Origin of the sequence: Nostoc sp. C052 (assembly GCF_013393905.1) — a bacterium.
GTDB lineage: Bacteria > Cyanobacteriota > Cyanobacteriia > Cyanobacteriales > Nostocaceae > Nostoc.
This window is the reverse complement of sequence record NZ_CP040273.1, coordinates 145,279-164,927: the sequence shown is the minus strand read 5'-3', so window position 1 is coordinate 164,927 and position 19,649 is coordinate 145,279. Positions and strand designations below refer to the sequence as shown.

The 19,649-nt window shown below is 41.5% G+C and carries 20 protein-coding genes and 1 pseudogene; 8 read left to right on the top strand and 13 right to left on the bottom strand.

Annotation, left to right across the window (positions count from 1 at the left end; translation table 11 throughout):
* The first annotated feature begins 402 nt into the window (after window positions 1-402).
* From FD723_RS32900 to FD723_RS32890, 3 genes are all read left to right on the top strand, one after another.
* Window positions 403-684 carry a peptidase gene (locus FD723_RS32900; RefSeq protein WP_179069476.1) on the top strand — a complete coding sequence of 94 codons (282 nt, stop codon included), beginning with the start codon at window positions 403-405 and terminating at the stop codon, window positions 682-684.
* A gap of 178 nt (window positions 685-862) precedes the next feature.
* Window positions 863-1,165 (top strand): hypothetical protein, encoded by a 303-nt coding sequence (locus tag FD723_RS32895; RefSeq protein ID WP_256875290.1) that lies wholly within the window; start codon window positions 863-865, stop codon window positions 1,163-1,165.
* A 346-nt stretch (window positions 1,166-1,511) separates the two neighbouring features.
* Window positions 1,512-3,116, top strand: coding sequence for a hypothetical protein (locus tag FD723_RS32890; protein ID WP_179069475.1), 1,605 nt, complete (start codon window positions 1,512-1,514; stop codon window positions 3,114-3,116).
* Window positions 3,117-3,120: 4 nt separating this feature from the next.
* On the opposite strand, the gene FD723_RS32885 is transcribed toward FD723_RS32890, so the two are convergent.
* The 6 genes from FD723_RS32885 to FD723_RS32860 form a co-directional block, all read right to left on the bottom strand.
* The gene (locus FD723_RS32885; RefSeq protein WP_179069474.1) at window positions 3,121-3,462 is read right to left on the bottom strand and encodes a DUF3598 family protein; all 342 of its coding nucleotides are present in this window, start codon (window positions 3,460-3,462) and stop codon (window positions 3,121-3,123) included.
* A gap of 67 nt (window positions 3,463-3,529) precedes the next feature.
* Window positions 3,530-5,173, bottom strand: coding sequence for a hypothetical protein (locus FD723_RS32880; RefSeq protein WP_179069473.1), 1,644 nt, complete (start codon window positions 5,171-5,173; stop codon window positions 3,530-3,532).
* Window positions 5,174-5,193: 20 nt separating this feature from the next.
* Window positions 5,194-5,298, bottom strand: a complete 105-nt coding sequence (locus tag FD723_RS43345) for a filamentous hemagglutinin N-terminal domain-containing protein (protein ID WP_256875289.1) — start codon at window positions 5,296-5,298, stop codon at window positions 5,194-5,196.
* 291 nt (window positions 5,299-5,589) lie between these two features.
* The gene (locus FD723_RS32870; protein ID WP_256875288.1) at window positions 5,590-5,874 is read right to left on the bottom strand and encodes a hypothetical protein; all 285 of its coding nucleotides are present in this window, start codon (window positions 5,872-5,874) and stop codon (window positions 5,590-5,592) included.
* Between the two features lie 56 nt (window positions 5,875-5,930).
* Window positions 5,931-6,107 (bottom strand): hypothetical protein, encoded by a 177-nt coding sequence (locus FD723_RS44270; RefSeq protein ID WP_179069472.1) that lies wholly within the window; start codon window positions 6,105-6,107, stop codon window positions 5,931-5,933.
* Window positions 6,108-6,363: 256 nt separating this feature from the next.
* The gene (locus FD723_RS32860) at window positions 6,364-7,866 is read right to left on the bottom strand and encodes a hypothetical protein (protein WP_179069471.1); all 1,503 of its coding nucleotides are present in this window, start codon (window positions 7,864-7,866) and stop codon (window positions 6,364-6,366) included.
* 478 nt (window positions 7,867-8,344) lie between these two features.
* Here FD723_RS32860 and FD723_RS32855 point away from each other — a divergent pair, with 478 nt between their 5' ends.
* From FD723_RS32855 to FD723_RS32845, 3 genes are all read left to right on the top strand, one after another.
* On the top strand, window positions 8,345-8,866 hold the full coding sequence (locus FD723_RS32855; protein ID WP_179069470.1) for a hypothetical protein: 522 nt from the start codon (window positions 8,345-8,347) through the stop codon (window positions 8,864-8,866).
* A 115-nt stretch (window positions 8,867-8,981) separates the two neighbouring features.
* Window positions 8,982-9,251 (top strand): hypothetical protein, encoded by a 270-nt coding sequence (locus tag FD723_RS32850; RefSeq protein WP_179069469.1) that lies wholly within the window; start codon window positions 8,982-8,984, stop codon window positions 9,249-9,251.
* Window positions 9,252-9,629: 378 nt separating this feature from the next.
* Complete coding sequence (locus FD723_RS32845; RefSeq protein WP_179069468.1) at window positions 9,630-10,457, top strand: class I SAM-dependent methyltransferase; 828 nt, start codon at window positions 9,630-9,632, stop codon at window positions 10,455-10,457.
* A 144-nt stretch (window positions 10,458-10,601) separates the two neighbouring features.
* Here the strand turns inward: FD723_RS32845 and FD723_RS43335 are convergent, their stop codons facing one another.
* Entirely contained in the window at window positions 10,602-10,964 is a 363-nt protein-coding gene (locus FD723_RS43335) for a hypothetical protein (protein WP_256875286.1), read from the bottom strand.
* A gap of 29 nt (window positions 10,965-10,993) precedes the next feature.
* Window positions 10,994-11,353 (bottom strand): nuclear transport factor 2 family protein, encoded by a 360-nt coding sequence (locus FD723_RS32835; RefSeq protein WP_179069467.1) that lies wholly within the window; start codon window positions 11,351-11,353, stop codon window positions 10,994-10,996.
* Between the two features lie 144 nt (window positions 11,354-11,497).
* Here FD723_RS32835 and FD723_RS32830 point away from each other — a divergent pair, with 144 nt between their 5' ends.
* Together FD723_RS32830 and FD723_RS32825 are read left to right on the top strand one after the other, a co-directional pair.
* The gene (locus FD723_RS32830) at window positions 11,498-12,523 is read left to right on the top strand and encodes a WD40 repeat domain-containing protein (protein ID WP_179069466.1); all 1,026 of its coding nucleotides are present in this window, start codon (window positions 11,498-11,500) and stop codon (window positions 12,521-12,523) included.
* Between the two features lie 11 nt (window positions 12,524-12,534).
* The gene (locus FD723_RS32825) at window positions 12,535-12,696 is read left to right on the top strand and encodes a hypothetical protein (RefSeq protein ID WP_179069465.1); all 162 of its coding nucleotides are present in this window, start codon (window positions 12,535-12,537) and stop codon (window positions 12,694-12,696) included.
* Between the two features lie 72 nt (window positions 12,697-12,768).
* Here the strand turns inward: FD723_RS32825 and FD723_RS43330 are convergent, their stop codons facing one another.
* The 5 genes and pseudogenes from FD723_RS43330 to FD723_RS43320 form a co-directional block, all read right to left on the bottom strand.
* Entirely contained in the window at window positions 12,769-13,239 is a 471-nt protein-coding gene (locus FD723_RS43330) for a hypothetical protein (protein WP_256875285.1), read from the bottom strand.
* Window positions 13,240-13,274: 35 nt separating this feature from the next.
* A complete protein-coding gene (locus FD723_RS32815) occupies window positions 13,275-15,167 on the bottom strand; it encodes a calcium-binding protein (RefSeq protein WP_179069464.1) in 1,893 nt (630 codons plus the stop codon).
* A gap of 514 nt (window positions 15,168-15,681) precedes the next feature.
* Entirely contained in the window at window positions 15,682-18,543 is a 2,862-nt protein-coding gene (locus tag FD723_RS32810) for a calcium-binding protein (RefSeq protein ID WP_179069463.1), read from the bottom strand.
* Entirely contained in the window at window positions 18,512-18,646 is a 135-nt protein-coding gene (locus FD723_RS43325; protein WP_256875284.1) for a hypothetical protein, read from the bottom strand. Before FD723_RS43325 ends, FD723_RS32810 begins: the two co-directional genes overlap by 32 nt.
* Before the next feature lie 833 nt (window positions 18,647-19,479).
* Window positions 19,480-19,620, bottom strand: a pseudogene (locus FD723_RS43320) (ISNCY family transposase); the annotation flags it as partial.
* Window positions 19,621-19,649: the final 29 nt, after the last annotated feature.

Below are 19,649 nucleotides of genomic sequence, written 5' to 3'. Positions count from 1 at the left end.
GTGATGAATGTAAGTAGATTAATTCATTAACCAACACTTCTTCTTTTTTAAAGATTTTATTTATATATATGTCAATACTGTGTCATTAATATGTCAAATATGTATTGAAAAGTTCCACTACAAATCTTTCTAAAGATAGATGAATTCTTCAAGTAAAGGGCATCAAAATCCTCGTTAAGGAATAGCATTTTACTTTGTTTAAAGAATATAGCTGTGGTAGTTTACTTATCGTCTTGTCCGATTTGAAAATGAACAAACCACCTTTAGCTAGAATTTTATTTGCAGAGAGCAGATTTTCAGTTGCAAGTATTGGAGTGTAGAAAATCAAGAACAAACAAGCTTTATTTCAGATTTTGGTATCTTTAATGCTAGAATTTCAAGCGACTTAACTAGAAATTACTTATGAACCGAGCTTTTCGCAAATATCATCGTCAGATTGCCATTATTCTATGTCTTCCCTTGTTTGTGACTGTGCTAACAGGTATGTGTTTTACTGTTGTCCATGAATGGTTTCATCAACGAAAACTAGGTCAATTTATTCTGCAAATTCATACCTTAGAAATCATCCATTTAGAAAAAATATATCCAATTTTAAACGGTTTGGGATTAATTGGTTTGTTGATTACTGGTTTGAGTATGACAGGCTTATTTCGTCAACACTCAAATTCACAAACCAAAGCATAGTTTTGAGTTTCAAAACGTGATACCAAACTGGTGGTAGACTTTCAGTAAAAAAAATATCTTCCCCTCAATTTATTTATATTTATGGAGATTATCTTTTTACTTCTTAATCATTTTGTCTCTGTCCTTCAAACCAATGTCTCGACAAATACTTTTGCCTACTTGCATAAATTTGAAATTAATGCTGATAACTACATACAATACAAACTTGATTGAGACAAGTGAACTAATAGACGAGCCTAATCAGTCAGACAAAAACAAATTTCTTTACCCTCACAGTCGCTACTACGGTCAAGTTAAGCCGGATAACCTAGTATTTAATGCCAATCTCCAAGAATTCACACAAAAAGTTGGCTATATTACCTGTTTACAAACCAATGGTAAGCTTGCCCCAGAAGATGCTTACAACCAGATTAAGGCGCTTTGGAAACAGTTGAAGCGCAGTAAAAAAGAACTCTTGATTGGTAACGTGCAACCAGAGTAGCCCTAAAATTACTCCTTGGAGATGCGTTCATAAGTACGATTGATTATGGGCTGTGGTTGCAAAAGAATGAATTGACAAAAACTGATATGCTGCATAAAGGCTGGAGAAAACTAAGATACTTAGTTCTGGGTCAAAACTCAAATAGCTCACAAGTCTCTTTTTAAGAAATGTAAAAAACAGTTTTGAAATCCTGTTAGGACTGAATTTCGTAACTGTCATGATTCAGTGGTTGGTTTTTGGCATTTTGTAACCTTAAGCACCTAGATTTTTACTCAAAATATTCGAGATTTTCCTGACATCAGTGAAAGACATCAGGTTGACTGCAAATCATGAACTTGTAAAAACAATGCACAAAACAAAATCGTCGAAGACTGACTCATCTACCTATTCCAAATCCTTGGCACTAAACTCACACCCTCAATTAGCGCATAGATATTATGGTAGCGAAATCCAAAAAGCATCAGTTGTAGCTAAAACACAAACTGATATAGAGAATGAAAGCTTTGCAGAACAACAGATGGAAGCAACTGGACTTTCCATACAAGCTAAGTCTGGCTCGATTACGCCCGAAGGACAGGAACGCTTAACAGTTTTGCAAGCTAAGATGGACGGACTGTTAAATTATCGATTGTCACACGCCCGTCGTTTTGGTCATAATATTGCCAATATTCCACTGAGAAAGCTAGATACACCAATACAACCAAAACTGACCATTAGAGAAGCTGGAGATCAGTATGAGCAAGAGGCGGACGAAACTGCGCGTCAGGTAGTGCAAAAGATTCATCAACCACAGAGCGAAAAACTCCAGCGAGAGTCATTGTCCGAAGAAGAGGACGAACTGCAAATGAAACCGGAGCGCAGTATACAGCGAGATTCTCTGCCAGCCGAAGATGAGGAAATACAAATGAAGCCGATGGTGCGGCAGAATGATACTATAGTACAGAGGATGCCACGTAATAAGGATAAAGCTGTAAGTCAGTTAAATCCATCTGAAATACAACAAATCTACAGTAAGTTTGCAGCAAGCAAAAGGCAAAAAAAGCTGGAAGAAATTGTATGGGAAGGGCATTTAGAAGCAATCTCGGACGTTTGTGAAAAAAATAAATATACAATAGCCATACGAGAAACGGGCCCATTATCGATAAGAAGAATAGCGGAGGGAGCAAAAGCTAAACCCCACACTATATTAGAAAAATCAATTAAAGAAAGCTCGGTAAAGAAGGGATACAATAATCAGGCACAAGAGGTATTAACAAAGTTGGAACAATGGGACCTAGACGGTTTCGTAGGACATTGGAATGCGAATAACGAGTTAATAGGTCTAAGAATCGACAACATACCACCGAAAGTAGAGCGTCAAGTTTATATACAGAAAGACAATGGAATACCTTATGTTCCCCTGAATGTAAACCTTCCTGGTGGTGGGTTGGCTATACTACGGCTAAAAAGGGTGACAGGGTGGAAACAATATTTATATACCGGGGATTATGATCTCCACGAGATTTATTCAGCAGGCGCTGGAGGAGGTCAAATTGCTGAGGCTACTCCCGAAAAAGTTCGCCTATTAGACCGATTAAATAAGGGAATACAAAGCCAAGGAAGAAACTCTGCAATGCGTAGTGGGAAAGCAGAATTACAGGGAGATCCAAAAAGAGTCCATGTGGAAGGAGAGTATGCGATGTTTCAGCATGGTGATCAAGCCACATATCGAATGAACCAGCATTTAGAAGCGCAAGAGATGGAGAGCAATGTAGCTCAACTAGTTCAGGCGGTTGCCACAGAAAGCGATGAACCAATTGCCTGGTGTCGAATGGGAAAATGGTTCGTTACTTTGGATAAATACGAACACGATGTTTTCCGAATTATGCATGGCATTAAAAAACCTCATACATGGAACAACAGCGAAGATCAAAGGACAAAAACAGGAAAACATACAGAACAGTATCTATAATTTGTTATGTCTCTTCTGTATTCATATCTATGGTGACGGCGAGAAGATTACCACAACTGAAGCTCATCCTTTTTGGGTACAGGATAAGGTATGGGTAAAAGCGATTAGAGAAAAAGGAGTGCTTTGACAGAAAATTAAATTCCCAACTCTCTTGCTTATTTTCACCATTTGCATAACTATAAGTATTAGTATGGATGATTTTAGTCTTTTCTGGATTGCTTTTAAAACTTCTCAGACTTTGAAATGATTCTTTGACATCACCAACTGGTGTATATCGCGTCCAAATTCCATGCCAATTAAGCAAATGGTTAGTACAATAATTCCAATTTCGTTCTTTTGCATCCATAATATTTGTGTCCAAAGTATATTTAAAATCTCTATGCTAAAGTACTGAATTCCGAAACTTTTCCTGCCTAATTATTTATAAGCTTTAAGAGATTTGTTAGTGTCGTTCCTGAGTAGTATTGAATATCGGGAGAATGAGTAACTTTATCTACAACAAAACCAATCTTCATTCCAGATGTATAGGTGGCTCCAGAACGAGTAGTTTGTTCAATGCGAATTTCATACTCAACAGGTTGCCCTGGTTGAAACCAAGAATCAAAGCGATCGCCCAAATTGATTTGATAAGCATCCGCCCAATGAGGATAGGCTCGATTTGGAACAAGTGGGTAAGATATCTCGCTGACTTTAGAGTTGTTCTGGGATAAAATAATTGTCAATTTAACCGTTTTTAACTCTCCCAGAAGCTTACCTTCATCTAGAAGAGTAAAATTGCGGGGATCGGGGAAGCGATCAAATCCAATAAATTTAAAACGTCCTAACCGTTTAGGGTGAATGCCTCCAGTAACCACAATTTCGGTTTGGTTTTGCGAATTATTAAGAATATAATCTAATGTGCCTGGAATATAAAATTGCAATTTCCCTGATTCAGTAATTTCAGCTTTTAGCAGAGGATCTCCTAAATCTTGTGGGCGTTTAACAGTTTGCCAAGACATTTTAAAAGAACTTTGGACGGTTTCTAATAAACGATAACTATCTCGGACATCCGAACCAGTACCAAGTAGACTTCGTAGACCCGTTTTGTTCGATAAATTTTTCTTGATCAGCCTAATGCTTCGATCAACTAACATACTAACGCGATTGCCATAACTAATTTGTTCTTGAGGAATTTCTGTACCCTTGACTAACAATACTTGACCGTAACTACCAAGTTCCCCATCTCTACCGTTGCGTCCCGGTTGACCAATAAGGCCATTCTCACAAGTAAAATCTCTCTGCTGTGATAGACCAATATATTTCCAGCTATAACGGTAGTTTGGATCTAAAATTGGTAGCTGGGGTTGATATTGTTGTTCGTCGTAGAACGCATCACCCGAACAGCGAAATAATTCTCTTTTAATTTCTTTCCATTCAGGGTTAGCTACATTGATTTGTTGTACCATCAATGCCCAAGTACAATAATTTACACTCCAGCGCGGTTGAGTACAGTTACATCCACTACCTGCTTGTCCGCCCTTTCCTGCAACACCTCCCCTCCCGCCCCGATTACGTAACACCACATTCTTGAGTTGAGATAATGACTCAAAGTAAACAGTAGCATTACCGCCATGACCACCATTACCGCCATGACCACCGTTACCGCCATTGCCGCCTTTAGCACCGCATACATTCGCTGTCACATTCTGGGGCTGTTGGCATCCAGAAGCTGGTTCACCAGAAATAGCAGATTCTCCCGCTTCGCCATCTGTACCGGAGAGGTCAATCGGTTGTAGTTGTTCGCTAGCGCGAATTATTTGATCTGATGCAGAGTTTCCATCTCGTCCAGACCGACCATCTACACCATTTCTACCAGCTTGGCCAAAAGTTTGTACTTCAGCAGCAACAACATTGACAGCTAGACTGTTAATAATTGTTGCCAGAAGGCATAGTTTGAGAATGTACTGAACCGGCTGATTAATATTCACACAAGTCAAATAAATTAAATAAAACTTTTGGTATAGCAATCCTAAATGAGTTACGAACTGGGGTTTGAGTTGAGTAAAGCCAATCATCATTGTTTTGTTGGGTACTTTCTTTATACAAGTGGTTTATTGAAGGCAGTGGTTGCTACAAATGAACCACCGACATTTGAACTGCCATTAGAACCAAAAAAGATGCCATTGGGATTTACAAAAAACACGTTATGTGAAATTGGTACGAATTAAGTCATCAATATTAGAAATATTGTTACCAGTCACACAAGTAAAAATGCTATTAAAGACTAGTCAAGCATCAATCAGGTTACAAAGTTTTTATTATTTAGCAATTAATCTAATAAAATTTCATTCTTCAACTCAAATTTTTCGCAAAAACTTAAAAATTTTACAACCCTTTACAAACATAGCCCTCAAACGCAAATTTCTCACAAACAATAAAAATCAATTCACATCGCTTGATGTAAGATATTTTTTGATACATCATCAATTGAAATTTATGATGGTAAACAAGGTAAGTACAAAATAGCCATTGTCAAGCTAAAACAGTTACCAAGTTTTTTGTTTGTACTGGGATTGAAACACGGCTTGAAAATGAACAGACCACTGTCGGAGAGAATTTTCTTCGCAGAGATAAAAGTACTGTATCCTAAAGCTGAGGTCAAAAGCATCCACCGAGAACCATAGGGGTCAGCAGTCCAACACTCTTGCCACAGTTGCGTAACTGAGGGCTTACCAATCGTGCAAAAGAAGATTTGCTGTTGTTCTACTTTTCTGGTCATGGTGTGACAGTAGAAAACAGAGATTTTTACTTTTCGACTCGTATCATCAGGAAAGATCAGGGGAAATTGAGGACAGCCTCAGCTGTAGCAGCGACAAATGTACATTGTTTGATGAGTGAGAGTAAGTCTAAGCGACAGGTGGTAATTTTAGATTGCTTTTTCAGTGGTGCTTTTAGCAGTTTTGGGCTTGGCTTTGGCACGTTTGTGTAAGCTTGATATTTAGTTGTCGCCATTATTAGTTTCCAAGAATCTGCCACCGTTGCACAAAGCCAGAAGTATTGACCATTTAATGAAATTCACGTATTCAAAATGCTCTCATTAAGAAGAAACAAAAATTTTGAATTGATTAATTTGCTCTTTTCTTACCCCCACTGATTCAAAGAATCAGTGGTCTACAAGACGCTCTCTACGAGACGCTGCGCGTAGCGTCTCGTAGAGAGCATCTTGTAATTTTGAATTGATAAGAAGGGAATTTGGAATTGATTTGACCTATGCCCCGTTGGTCAAAGTACTGTAGCAGAAAGAGCTATCTGCAAAGATAAATTTCTCAAAGCCAGTGGTAGACAAGGTAATGGTGTTGCCGTTGTTGTTAAAACTGATGTCAGCAGTTTCAAGGGTATTGCCAGAACTAACACCAGATACGATCAGTTCAGAGCGATTGAAAGCGCCCAGATCGAGAGTGTCAAAACCTTTACCACCATCAACAGTCGCAACACCGAATCCTTTAAAGTAGTCATTCCCAGCACCCAGTTGAATACTTAACCCGCCACCAATAGAGACTTTCTGTTGAACCCCATCTATGATGCTGGTGGCAATAATTTTGTCATTACCATCCCCAGTCTTGATGACTCCTTCTCCATAAATGCCGTAGGCAGAACTATCGCCGTAGCCAACAACACCATCACTTGTTGTTGTAGCCTGTCCGATAATGGTGTCGTTTCCGTTTCCTGTATCAATGACTCCATTGTTGAAGATGCCATAGGTGGTGGCGGTTGCTCCTGAACTGTTCCCATTACCCGTAATCGTGTCCTCGCCCGTCCCTGTAGTGATGGTGGCATCTTTAACGTTAAAGATGCCGATCCCAGCACCACCCCCAGCATCACCGTCGCTCCCATAGCCGCCATAGCCGCCATAGCCCCCATTACCCGTGCCAGTAATCGCGTCGTTTCCATCCCCTGTATTCAGTTTGCCAGTGTTAGCAATGCCTGTTCCAGTACCACCGCCACCCTCGAACCCACCTTTGGGGCTGTTGCCGCCATTACCCGTGCCAGTGATCACGTCGTTTCCGTCCCCTGTATTCAGTTTGCCAGTGTTAGCAATGCCTGTTCCAGTTCCACCATCGCCGTTGGTGCCAAGGAGGGGAATGTATTTGTCGCTGTCTCTGGTGCCGCCATAGCCACCGTTGCCGCCAATACCAGTGCCAGTGATCGCGTCGTTTCCGTTTCCTGTATTCAGTTCGCCATTGTTGGCAATCCCAGTTCCAGTACCGCCGTCGCCGCCATCGCCGCCAGCACCGCCAAAGGCGTAATCAGTATTGCTAACATGGCCGCCGATACCGCCATTGCCGCCCTTCCCTGTGCCAGTGATCGCGTCGTTTCCGTTTCCTGTATTCAGTTTGCCATTGTTGGCAATCCCAGTTCCAGTACCGCCGTCGCCGCCCTTACCACCGTTACCGATATCGCCGACGACATCGCGGCCGCTGCCGCCGTTGCCGCCATTACCTGTACCAGCGATCGCGTCTTCTTGGCAACCTGTATCTAGACTGCCATCGTTAACAATACCTGTGCCATTGCTGCCCTCTAAGCCATACTGATTCTTCCCGTTGCCGCCAGTACCAATACCAGTCAGCTTGTCTTTTCCTGAAAGTGTACGGATGTAACCTCCAGTTAAAATATCGATACCAATTGCTGGAGAGGCATTAACCTCTTCTCCTATTAGAACGTCGGAACCGAGGGTACCGATGAAATTCGATGGAATACTAAGTCTAGCCATAAAGCAAATTCTCTCAATTAGGTTAGTACGGGTGGTTTGCTTATTTGCTTGAGCAGTTTCTCCAAAAATCTCAAAATCACTTTCTCCAAAAGCTTTTGAGTGATTGAGTTTCTTCTTCTATAACTCACTTCATCTCAGTAAACTTCCAACCTATTAATTAGGTTCTACAGCACTAAATTCAGATTCTATACTAAAAAGTTTATTCAACTGGCACTTTAGTATTAATTCTCCATAAAAGTAACGCAAGAACCCGAAAATAAAACTGGGTTGAGTAGCTTCCAAGGTGCAAACCTAACAGTTGCTCAACCCTACAAACTGCTTGCATCATGAGGCGATTGAGTTATTCAAATTTCAGGTGGACAAAGTTTTGCGACGCCGAATAGCCCTTCGTAGACATTGCTACTTGTCCTCACATCAAAACTTCCCACGCTAAATGCTAAATTTTATTTAGCCGCCCAGCAGGAGTTTTCTTTTTCTTATGTGGTTCTGGTCTGCCGATTCAGTAGAACAAGAATTATTTGATTTGTACGCTCCAGCCCTGCAATCGCTCGGCGTAAATTTTAATGACGAGCAACTCCAAGAAACTCTAGAAGTATGTAGCTATGGTTTAGAAGATGCCTTCAGGAGTGCAATAATTTATATACTCTGGCTCGAAGAAAATCTGAAGCCTATCTACCCAACTGCGATACTAATTGAGGCACTGGCAAATCAATGGCGAACCAAGCACTGGAAACCGGAGTATTTAGAACTTGAACAGTTGCTCTCACCCGGAAAGCGCTGGTGGAGGGCAGCAGTGGATAAGTGGGGTTACGACGAGCGTAATCAACTGGTTGCAGACATATTTTACGACCACGGTCAGGAATTTATTAAGTTCCGAAATGGTAAAGAAATTCTGGTTGACACTGCTTATAAATGGGGATGGGAGCGAGTCGCAGATTATGCGTCCCCATTTTCAGAAAGTAATTCGTCGCTTGGCAGTATCAATGCAAGGGAATCTTGAGCTACACCTTCTGCATTATCCGGTCGCATATTTGACAGAAGCAATAATCGCCTCATGCGGTCATTTTTCAGGAGCAGGGACAAGTGCGGCAGAACTTTCACCCTCATGATTTGCTTTGACTTCTCTACCCGAAACTGAATTTTCAGTCATCAACGTTCGCACAGCGTCTCGTAGAGAAGCGGGATTACCTGCTTCTACAAGCTTTGGTGTTTGTTCTGCGATCGCTGTCGCTGATCTTGGAGAAAATTCATTTTGGGCGACGGGCGAGTTTTTCAGTGGGGGTTATGATGTATTCAATCACCTCGTTGCTGATGTGTTCTACAAGAATAGGCAAGAATTCATACAATTCACCAACATTTCTTCGCTGTTGGTAGAGACTGCTTGACGTTTAGAGTTTGTGAGAGGAATGGCACTAAGACTCATGTGAAACCTCGTGAGGGCTATCTTGTTGGGGGTAGGGTGTAGGCTGAGTGTGTTCCAGACAATTGAATGCGAGTGCGTCAAGTAGTTCAACATCTTCTTAATTCCCTACACCCTTTCATCCAGGAATACCAGGGTTTTACGCTTTTCAAGCGTGCCATTCGTTTGTGAGAGTTAGAGCTATCGTCTGATTTAAATAATCCTTAATTATTTTTTATCTGACAATTTATGTGATATTTACTCTGTATCAGTATTTATCCTTTAATCCACAAAATAATACATAGTTAGGGCCAAGCAATCTTAGACTTATACATCACAAAATCACTTAATTTGGAACTCTGCAATGGGCAACAAACTCTGGAATTACCTTCGTTATGACAAGAAAGACGTAAATGGCTGGCTGCAACGAGTTGATGCCGAGATCATCGGTTCAATATTGGAATTTCAAGACCAACAAAGCATTGCAGGTGGGTGCGTAGAGATAGGCGTTCATCATGGCAAGTCATTCATTCCTTTGTGTATGGCACTGCGGGGTGATGAATCGGCGCTGTGTATCGACATCTTCGATGATCAGAGCAAAAATTTGGATTTTTCTGGAAAAGGGGACTTCAATTCATTTCAGGCAAACTTGGCTAAGTTTCATCTTGACCCCTTGCGAATTCGCGTATTCAAAGGCTCGTCGGAAGATGTCTCTCATGACTATATCCTTCAGCAAGTAGGTCCGGTGCGATTTTTCAGTGTGGACGGTGGACACTGGAACTCGATTGTACAGAATGACTTACGTTTGGCTGAAAAGACCTTGGCAAGGGACGGCGTAATCGCTCTGGATGATTTTTGTCGCGCTGAATGGCCTGACGTGACTGCCGGCTATGCGCTGTGGCGAGAAAAGACACAGTCCGACATTGTTCCTTTTGCGGCTGGTTCAAATAAGCTCTTTCTGTGCCGAAAAGATTTCGCTGCGGACTACCGTGCTGCGATCAGAACACCCTTTCTTGTCCATTATTTTAGCAAGAGCTACCGATCCGAAAACGCCGAAATGGATTGTTATCGCGTGGAGCTTATCCGGCAAGATGAGACGCGAATTAAAAGTGCTTTTACGCTCTTATTAAAAATATTTTGCCCGGATATATTCGTCGCTTTGATAGCCAGGATTCGTCGGAATCCGAATTGATCGCATTCAAACGAATTCCTTCTTGGGCCTAACAATGCCATACAAACGCACGCACCGTAACAACATAGCATTAATTGAAACAACAACTGTCGAAACGCTCATCAGTATTGCACCCACAGCAGACAATAAGATAATGCCGAACTATCAACCAACACCCCATCCACGATCGCAACCCCCCACTGCGGAAGCTTCGCCAGCAGCTTCTTGATCACAATCTGCTTTCGCGGGATCATCGCAGCACTCTTGCAAGAAGTCAAAACCCGGATTCTGTCCCGAATTTTCGGCTAATTTGAGTTTCTGCATACGTTCCGGTCGCATATTTGACCGTGCAACAATCGCCTCATGCGACCACTTTTCAGGATTTGGCACAGGCGCGGTGGAAGTTTCATCCTCATGATCTGCTTTGAGTTCTACACCTGAAACTGAATTTTTAACCAACAACGTTCGCACAGCGTCTCCAAGAGTTGCGGAATTACTTTCTTCTACTTGCTCTAATATCCCCAGCAAGTGGGAATTATGCTAGCTGCTGCAACCCTTTATTGAGCATCCATAAAAACAAACAGATGGGCTACTTTTCCATTTTCTATGACAAAAAAATCCATGCCAGTTAAGACATTAGGCTGGGAACCGCTCCGAATATCCCAGAATAATCGAGCCCCATTTTGCGTACTTTCCATCGGTTTTGTTGCCACAAAATTGAAATCAGCATCGTCCGCAAATAGTTTGTCGATAAAGTCAGAAACGGCGCTAATGTCGGTAAGGATAAAATCCTTGTCATACATTTTTATATCGTCTGCATAGATGGTTTGCATCAATGCATCACGCGTTGTACGGTCTTTTTCATTCCAGACAGCAGTATGTGTTTGCTGGAGATAATTTATTACCTGTGCATCCATGAGTAGACTGGCTAGTTTGTTTTCTAAAACGATATGACTTTACTGCCCAAAAGTTAAGCGTTGTCTTTAATGCGGAACGTTGAGCGGGAACAGCGTGTAGTTTAATCAGTCGAGTCAAATATCAAGCTGAAGGCATTCTCGATAATGACTCTCAACCGTATTTGGTGGAATTACCTAATAGCACCGACAGTTATCACTATTGCTGTTTCCGGTTGCACTACTCAGACTCCTAACACTCAGGATTTAATTGCTCAGTCGCCAAAAAATAACCACTTAGTCCGTACTTTATCAACACAGTCTGATTCAGGTTATTCGGTTGCGTATTCTCCAAGCCCTGTGGGAATAATTCTTGCTAGTGCTGGTGCTAATGTAAAGCTTTGGAATCCTAACACTGGTAAACTGTTTCTTACTTTATCAGTCCCAGCTTGGACTGTCAGTTTTAGCCCGGATGGTCAAATTCTCGCTAGTGGTTCTCAGGACGGCAGCATAAATTTATGGGATGTTCAAACAGGAAAACTCATCCGTACACTCAAGCACTCAGATCCAGTAATTGGTGTAGTCTTTAGCTCAGATGGACAAACTCTCCTTAGTAATCTCGATCTCGGCTCTATCATCAGGTTGTGGAATTGGCGTACTGGAGAAATCATTCGTATAAAGGACGATCCCGACGCTTATCAAAAAGGATTTGAGAATTTCAAGACTCAACCAGCCACCTTTAGCCCGGATGGTCAGACCTTATTTGCGACAAGTGGTTCTGGTTCTCTGCTCCAGTCTTGGAATGTCAAAACTGGTAAACGAACAGGTAGTTTCGAGGCGAAATCATCAATTAATGCTGTCGCTATCAGCCTAAATGGAAACACTTTAGCTGCTGGCATTCGGGATAAGGCGATTAAGCTGTGGAATATTCATAATGGTAAACTTATTCATATTTTAACTGGTCATCAAGGTGAAGTCAGAACTATTGCTTTTAGCCCAGATGGAACACTACTAGCTAGCGGTAGTCGCGATGGCACTGTCAAATTGTGGAATGCTACTACTGGTAAAGAAATCAGCACTTTTACAGCACACAAACAACAAGTTTCCTCTGTCGCCTTCAATCCCGATGGCAAAACACTTGCTAGTGCTGGGCAGGATGGCACTATTAAGATTTGGCGTGTATCTCCGCAATAAATAATAAATTTATGGGCTTATCTTCATCACGTTTACTCCAGATGGAAACCGCCGCATCATCTCCTGCAACGCCACAGCCTCACCATCCGGCGTGTACACCACATCGCCCGACATCGCAATCACAATCCTCTGCCGCCTTGCCCACTCAAACCAAGCAACTACACGAGACTTAGCCTGCTATGCCTCCGGTTTGATCCCTTCTTTACAAGAAGCCACTTTCTACAATTTCTAGTGACTTAACACCATTACTGGTTCGGAGCGCTTCTTTCAAAGTCAGCGATCGCACTAGCCCCCCAATCCACCAACACCTCATCCACAACTGCAACCCCCCACTGCGGAAACTTCACCAGCAATTTCTTGATCACTATCACAAGTGCCGGATCGTCATTCCAACACTCTTGCAAGAAATCAAACCCCGGATTCTGCCCCGAATTCCCCGCAATCTTGAGTTTCTGCATACGTTCTGGTCGCACATTTGACCTCGCAACAATCGCATCATGCGACCATTTTTCAGGATCAGGGACAAGCGCGGCGGAACTTTCACCCTCATGAACGGCTTTGACTTCTACACCCGAAACCGAGTTTTCAACCAACAACCAAGCGGGATTACCCTGTTCTACCTGCCCCTGAGTTTGATTAGTGATCGTTACTTGTCCCCACATCAACATCAATGCAAGGGAATCTTGATCTACACCTTCGATCTCACTTTTTCGCATTGCTCCCGCCACTGCGTTGGGCGGGTAATGCCCGATTAAACAACCACAAAGTTGTTTTCGGTTAGTGTAACACCACCCAAAATCTGTGCAAATTTTATCTGAGTAAACCCAGATGCACTACCATCTCGGTCAAAATACAGTCCACCTGTACTTGAGTCATAGATAAATCGCTGATTGCTTGTCGTTGCAGATATTCCGATGGTAAACTGATCGGCTGAGAGTGAACCTGGTGATAACTCACCACCAAAACCAGCAGCCGATACCTCAATCAATTCATTAGTGGCGTTGAAGTCATAAAGACTATCAATACCTTCATTGAAACTATTGAAAGCAAAGGTATCAATACCATTCCCTCCATAAAGGGTATCATTAGCGTTGCCACCTATGAGGATATCGTTACCATTCCCTCCATAAAGGGTGTTCTTGCCTAATGCACCAGAGGCACTAAGAGAATCATTACCATCCCCACCATTGAGTAGATTATTGCCTGATGAACCGTCAGTACTCAAGTTATCATCATCAGCGCCACCATCGAGGAGGTTATCGCCTGTTGAATAGTCAACATTTAAGGTATCGTTACCAGCGCCACCGTTGAGAGTATTCTTTCCAGAGGCAGCGAAGAATCCTCCGTAGTAGTCAAAGGAGCCGGAGGCTGTGAGAGAATCATTGTCATCGCCACCATTGAGTAGATTATTGCCTGTTGAATAGTTAATATTAAAGGTATCGTTACCAGCACCACCGTTGAGGGTGTTATCGCCTAAAGAGGGAACAATGCCGTATCTGGTAGTATTCCCAGAGGCGAATAAATAATCATTGCCATCGCCACCATTGAGTAGGTTATCGCCTTTTGAAGCTTCAACATCTAAAGTATCGCTACCAACGCCACCATTGAGTAAGTTATTGCCTGTTGAATAGTTAGCAGTCAAGTAATCAGTACCAGCTCCACCGTTAAGAGTATTATTGCCTGAGGCACCAAAGTAACTGAAGTAATCGAAGCCAGAGAGGACAAGAGAATCATTGCCATCGTCACCATTGAGTAGGTTATTGCCTGTTGAATAATCAACATTCAAGTAATCATTATCAGCACCACCATTGAGGGTGTTATTGCCTTCAGTGGTAGCGGCACTTAGAGAATCATTGCTATCGCCACCATCGAGCAGGTTATCCCCTGATGAATAATCAACATTCAAGCGATCGTTACCAGTACCACCAAACAGGAAGTTATTGCCTTCACCATCCTTGAGGGTGTCATTCCCCGCACCACCGATGAGAGTATCATTCCCCGCACCACCTCTGAGGATATCGTTGCCACTTAAGCCTTTAATGATGTCATCACCCCCCTGACCATTGATTACATCATCTGAGTTGTCAAAGCCGTTAACATTATTGTTCAGGTCGTTAAGGAAGGTGACTGTGTTCAAGTTGAAGATAGTGCTTTGGGTGGAGTTGGCATTGAAGACATCAAAGCTATCCGTGATGCTAGTTTGCCCATAAAACAGGATATTACCGGAGTTGACAGTGGCTCCTGTCGATAAGCTGAGGTTATCCAGGTTTTCCAGAGCAAAGTTTTGCAGAATAACTGGGACACTACTGACTTCTTCAAAGGTGATTTCCAGATTGCTGCCATTCTGGGTCAGCAGCAAATTTTGGGCAGTGAAGCCATCTTCTTGGAATTTTAGGGTGTCCACTTCGGAAATGATTGCTGCTGGCGGGTTTGTTCCTTTACCTACGCCACCAAAATCGGTGATGATATTAGTGTCGTTACTACCGTAGTTGAAAATAAATTTATCATTGCCGCCTCCACCAGTCAAAGTGTCTTTGCCAAAGGAGTTTGTGATGGTGTCGTTGCCTGCAAGACCCTTAATCGTGTCGGACTCGTAAGTACCTACTAGAGTATCGTTGCCGTTGGTTCCAATGATATTTGCCATGACTTTTACCTAAAATCGATTTTTTTTAGTAACTTCAGTTCTCAATCTGCTATTTGTGCAGTTTTTAACACAAATAACTCATCGGAATTTGACTTTTTAGACGTTTGTGACAGACTTTATATGTCATCATTGAGAAATAGCCATATTTCTCGAAAATTCACTAAATAAGAAAGCTTTTACGTAACAATTATCTAACTATCTCAGACTATCTAAGTCTTAAGCACTGTACAAATTAATAAGCGTATAGATTCAGAATAATCGGTCATTTCAAGGTTTTTAAGCATACTTTTTTGGGATAAATTACTGACAATTTAATGCCTAAAACCCATTCTTGATATTTTTTTTTTGCCAGTGCCTAAGTCTTACTAACTTGAAAATAGTCAAAATCTGACTCTTAGAGAGAAAGAGATTTTTATGCCCTCCTTGTGGCTATTCTCCGTAGATATATACCTTGAACATAGAGAACAATCGAATGCGAGATGCTTAAAATTGCACCTCGCAATTCAAGTATTTACTAAACAACCACAAAACTGTTATTAGTTAGTGACAAGCCAGTAGATAGTTGTGCAAATTGTATCTTAGTAAACGCCCCTGCGCTGCCATCCTGATCAAAGAACAATGCACCAGTAGTCGAGTTATAGATAAATCGCTGAGTGCTAGTGTTTGCAGATGTTCCAATGGTAAACTGATTTGCTTTGAGCGAACCAATGGATAACCCACCACCAAAATTAGCAGCCGATATCTGAATCACTTCATTCGTGGCGTTAAAATCATAAATAGTGTCTAAGCCTTCATTGAAACTATTGAAAGCAAAGGTATCAACACCATCTCCTCCAATTAGACTATCATTACCGTTACCACCTGTGAGGTAGTCATTGCCGTTGCCACCGTTGAGTGTGTTATTACCTGAGGCAGTAAATGCAGAAAGAGTATCATTGCCATCGCCCCCAGAGATTAAATTATTGCCTGATGTATAGCGAGTAATAGTTAAGTAGTCGTTGCCATTACCGCCATCTATCGTATCATTGCCACCATAACCTGTGGAGAGCGTATCGTTGCCATTGCTGCCCACAATGTTGTCATTGTAGAATGTACCGAAAATATTTAATCGTTCAATATTCTTATAGTTAACCCGATACGTACCTGCTGTAATTGAGCCAATATTAGTAGTGGCATTGAATGTCGAAGTAATCCCTCCTGTAGCATTGCTATAATCGATGGACAATAAATCGTCACCCTTACCGCCATCTATCGTATCATTGCCACCATTACCCGTGGAGGAGAGCGTATCGTTGCCATTGCTGCCCACAATGTTGTCATTGTAGGCTGTACCTGAAATATTTAATCGTTCAATATTCTTATAGTTAACCCGATACGTACCTGCTGTAATTGAGCCAATATTAGTAGTGGCATTGAATGTTGAAGTAATACCTCCTGTAGCATTGCTATAATCGATGGACAATAAATCGTCACCCTTACCGCCATCTATCGTATCATTGCCACCATTACCCGTGGAGGAGAGCGTATCGTTGCCATTGCTGCCCACAATGTTGTCATTGTAGGCTGTACCTGAAATATTTAATCGTTCAATATTCTTATAGTTAACCCGATACGTACCTGCTGTAATTGAGCCAATATTAGTAGTGGCATTGAATATCGAAGTAATCCCTCCTGTAGCATTACTGTAATCGATAGACAAAACATCGTCACCGTTACCGCCATCTATCGTATCATTGCCACCATTACCCGTGGAGAGCGTATCGTTGCCATTGTTACCCACAATGTTGTCATTGTAAGCTGTACCTGAAATATTTAATCGTTCAATATTCTTGTAGTTAACCCGATACTTACCTGCTGTAATTGAGCCAATATTAGTAGTGGCATTGAATGTCGAACTAATCCCTCCTGTAGCATTGCTGTAATCGATGGACAATAAATCGTCACCCTTACCCCCATCTACCGTTTGAGTAATTGAATAAGAGGGGGAAGTAGATGGGGATGAGGGGCTAACATATAAGGAATCATTGCCATCGCCCCCAGAGAGTAAATTATTGCCTGTTGAATATTCAGCACGCAATGTATCATCACCAGTACCACCGTTGAGGGTGTTATTACCTGAGGTGACATCATAATAACCAAAATCGAAGTACTGGATGTAATAGCCAGAGATGGAGAGATAATCATTGCCATCGCCTCCATTCAGCAGGTTATTGCCTGTTGAATATTCAGCACGCAATATATCATCACCAATGCCACCGTTGAGGGTATTATTGCCTGAGGAGCTAAAACGATAGTTCGATCTATACTCATCATAGCCAGAACTGGAGAGATAATCATTGCCATCGTCCCCAGAGAGTAAGTTATTCCCTTCTGGAGACACAACCAAGCGGTCATCACCAGTACCACCGTAGAGAGTGTTATTGCCTGAGGAAGCAATAAAGGAGTATCCATACTCAGTATTAAGGTAAGAGGAATCAAGAATATCATTCCCATCGCCTCCAAATAGTAAGTTATTGCCTTCTGAAGCTCGAGCGTACAATTGATCGTTACCAGCGCCACCATTGAGGGTGTTGTATCCTGTTGAAGAGTCAACAATCAAAATATCGTCGCCAATACCACCCACAAGAGAGTTATTGCCAGTATCATCTAGGAGGGTATCATTCCCGATGCCACCAATGAGAGTATCATTCCCTGTACCACCCCTCAAAAGATCGTTGCCACTTAAGCCATCGATTTTGTCGTTACCCCCCTGACCATTAATCACATCATCTGAGTTGTCTAAACCTGTAATGTTATTGTCCAGGTTATTGAGAAAGGTGACTGTGTTTGCAATGCCGATGCTCGTATCAGTAGAATTGGCATCTAGAACATTAAAGCTATCGGTAATGGTAGTTTGCCCATTAAACAGAATATTACCAATGGCTGGTCTTGTACCAGAAGCTTTCAAGTTATCCAAATCTTCTAGTTTGAAGTTTTGCAAGATTACTTTCAAACTCGGGTCACTAAAATATACTCGTGAATCTTCAAATCCTAAATTTTCTTGTATATCTTGAAAGGTTATTTCCAGATTATTACCATTCTGGGTTAGTAGCAGATTTCGCGCAGTCGATTCCTCATCAAGGAATTTGATAGTATCAACTTCGGCAATAACTGCTGCTGTGGGATTTGTACCTTTACCTACACCACCAAAATCAGTGATAGTATCAGTGCCATCATTGGAGCTGTAAACAAATGTATCCTTCCCACCACCACCCCTTAGGGTATCGTCGCCATTACTACCTGTAATGTTATCATTCCCAGCTTTCCCGTTAATTGTGTCAGTGCTGTCAGTGCCAAATAGAGTATCATTCCCGTCGGTTCCAATGATATTTGCCATTACTTTTTCCTACCTGAATCGATATTTTGAAGTAAATTAAGTTATCAGTTGTTAATGCTGTTTTGGCACAGAAAAATTTGCCGAAATTTGATGATTTCGACATACTTCAATCTCACCCTTGGGGGTTACGAATTTTTTCGGAAGGTTTTCCTTTTGATTAACTTGCAAGTATTACTTATCGAAGTACTTCGGACTATTTAAGTCTTAGGCATTCTACAAATTCCAGAGGATCTGAATTCACAAAAAGCTAATTTCAAGCTAATTTAAATCACCCTTGATCAGTAGCATAGGCAAATATTTACCATACACACTGCTGACAAAGCATCGAAAAATCAAGCTCCGAATCTTTGAAAAACAAATCTCATTGTTTTTGTCCATGCGTAAGTCTTGCTAGCTTGAAAACAGGGCAACAAATATTTATGGACTTGTTGTGGGGTATTTTCCTTTGGTATCTAGCTAAAAAATACAGAACAGCTTACGAGGAATAAAGAAATAAATTTTCAGCAAGCCCTAAATAATCTGCTAATAAATACCATACAGAATATTTACTGAGTTATTCATCTCTAAAAAAATAACTTTACATATTCTTCATCGTATTTACTGAACAGATGTATGTAGAAGCACTAATCTTTATCTATTCTTTATATTTATCTAGTAAATTCTTTGCAGAAAGTGGCAGACAGATACTCCAAGAGTTTTTACCAATTGGGGGAAAGTCTTAGGATTAATCACCTCTTCCACCTTGAATTCATAAAGATATCCATAATGCCTGAAATATTGACACTGCTTACAGCGCTTCCGGCTATTATGCAATATAGTTTTCTCCTTGCCCCTCTCCTATCATTGCTTTCAGCTTTTAGGATGTACCTCATAGCTGCCGGAAGTGCTGTATAAATGGGGATGGGAGCGAGTCGCAGATTATGCCTCCCCTGAACGTTGATGGGACAGAAACGACGGACTTTGAGTAAAAAATACTGAAAATGCACTTAATCCTGCATCGCTCATTTTATAGCGTTTGTTTTTGCCTGTTCGCTTATCAGGAAAATCCTTTAGGATTGACTGAAAGTATTGCACTATTTCATCAAAAATTCCTGGCTGATTCAAAA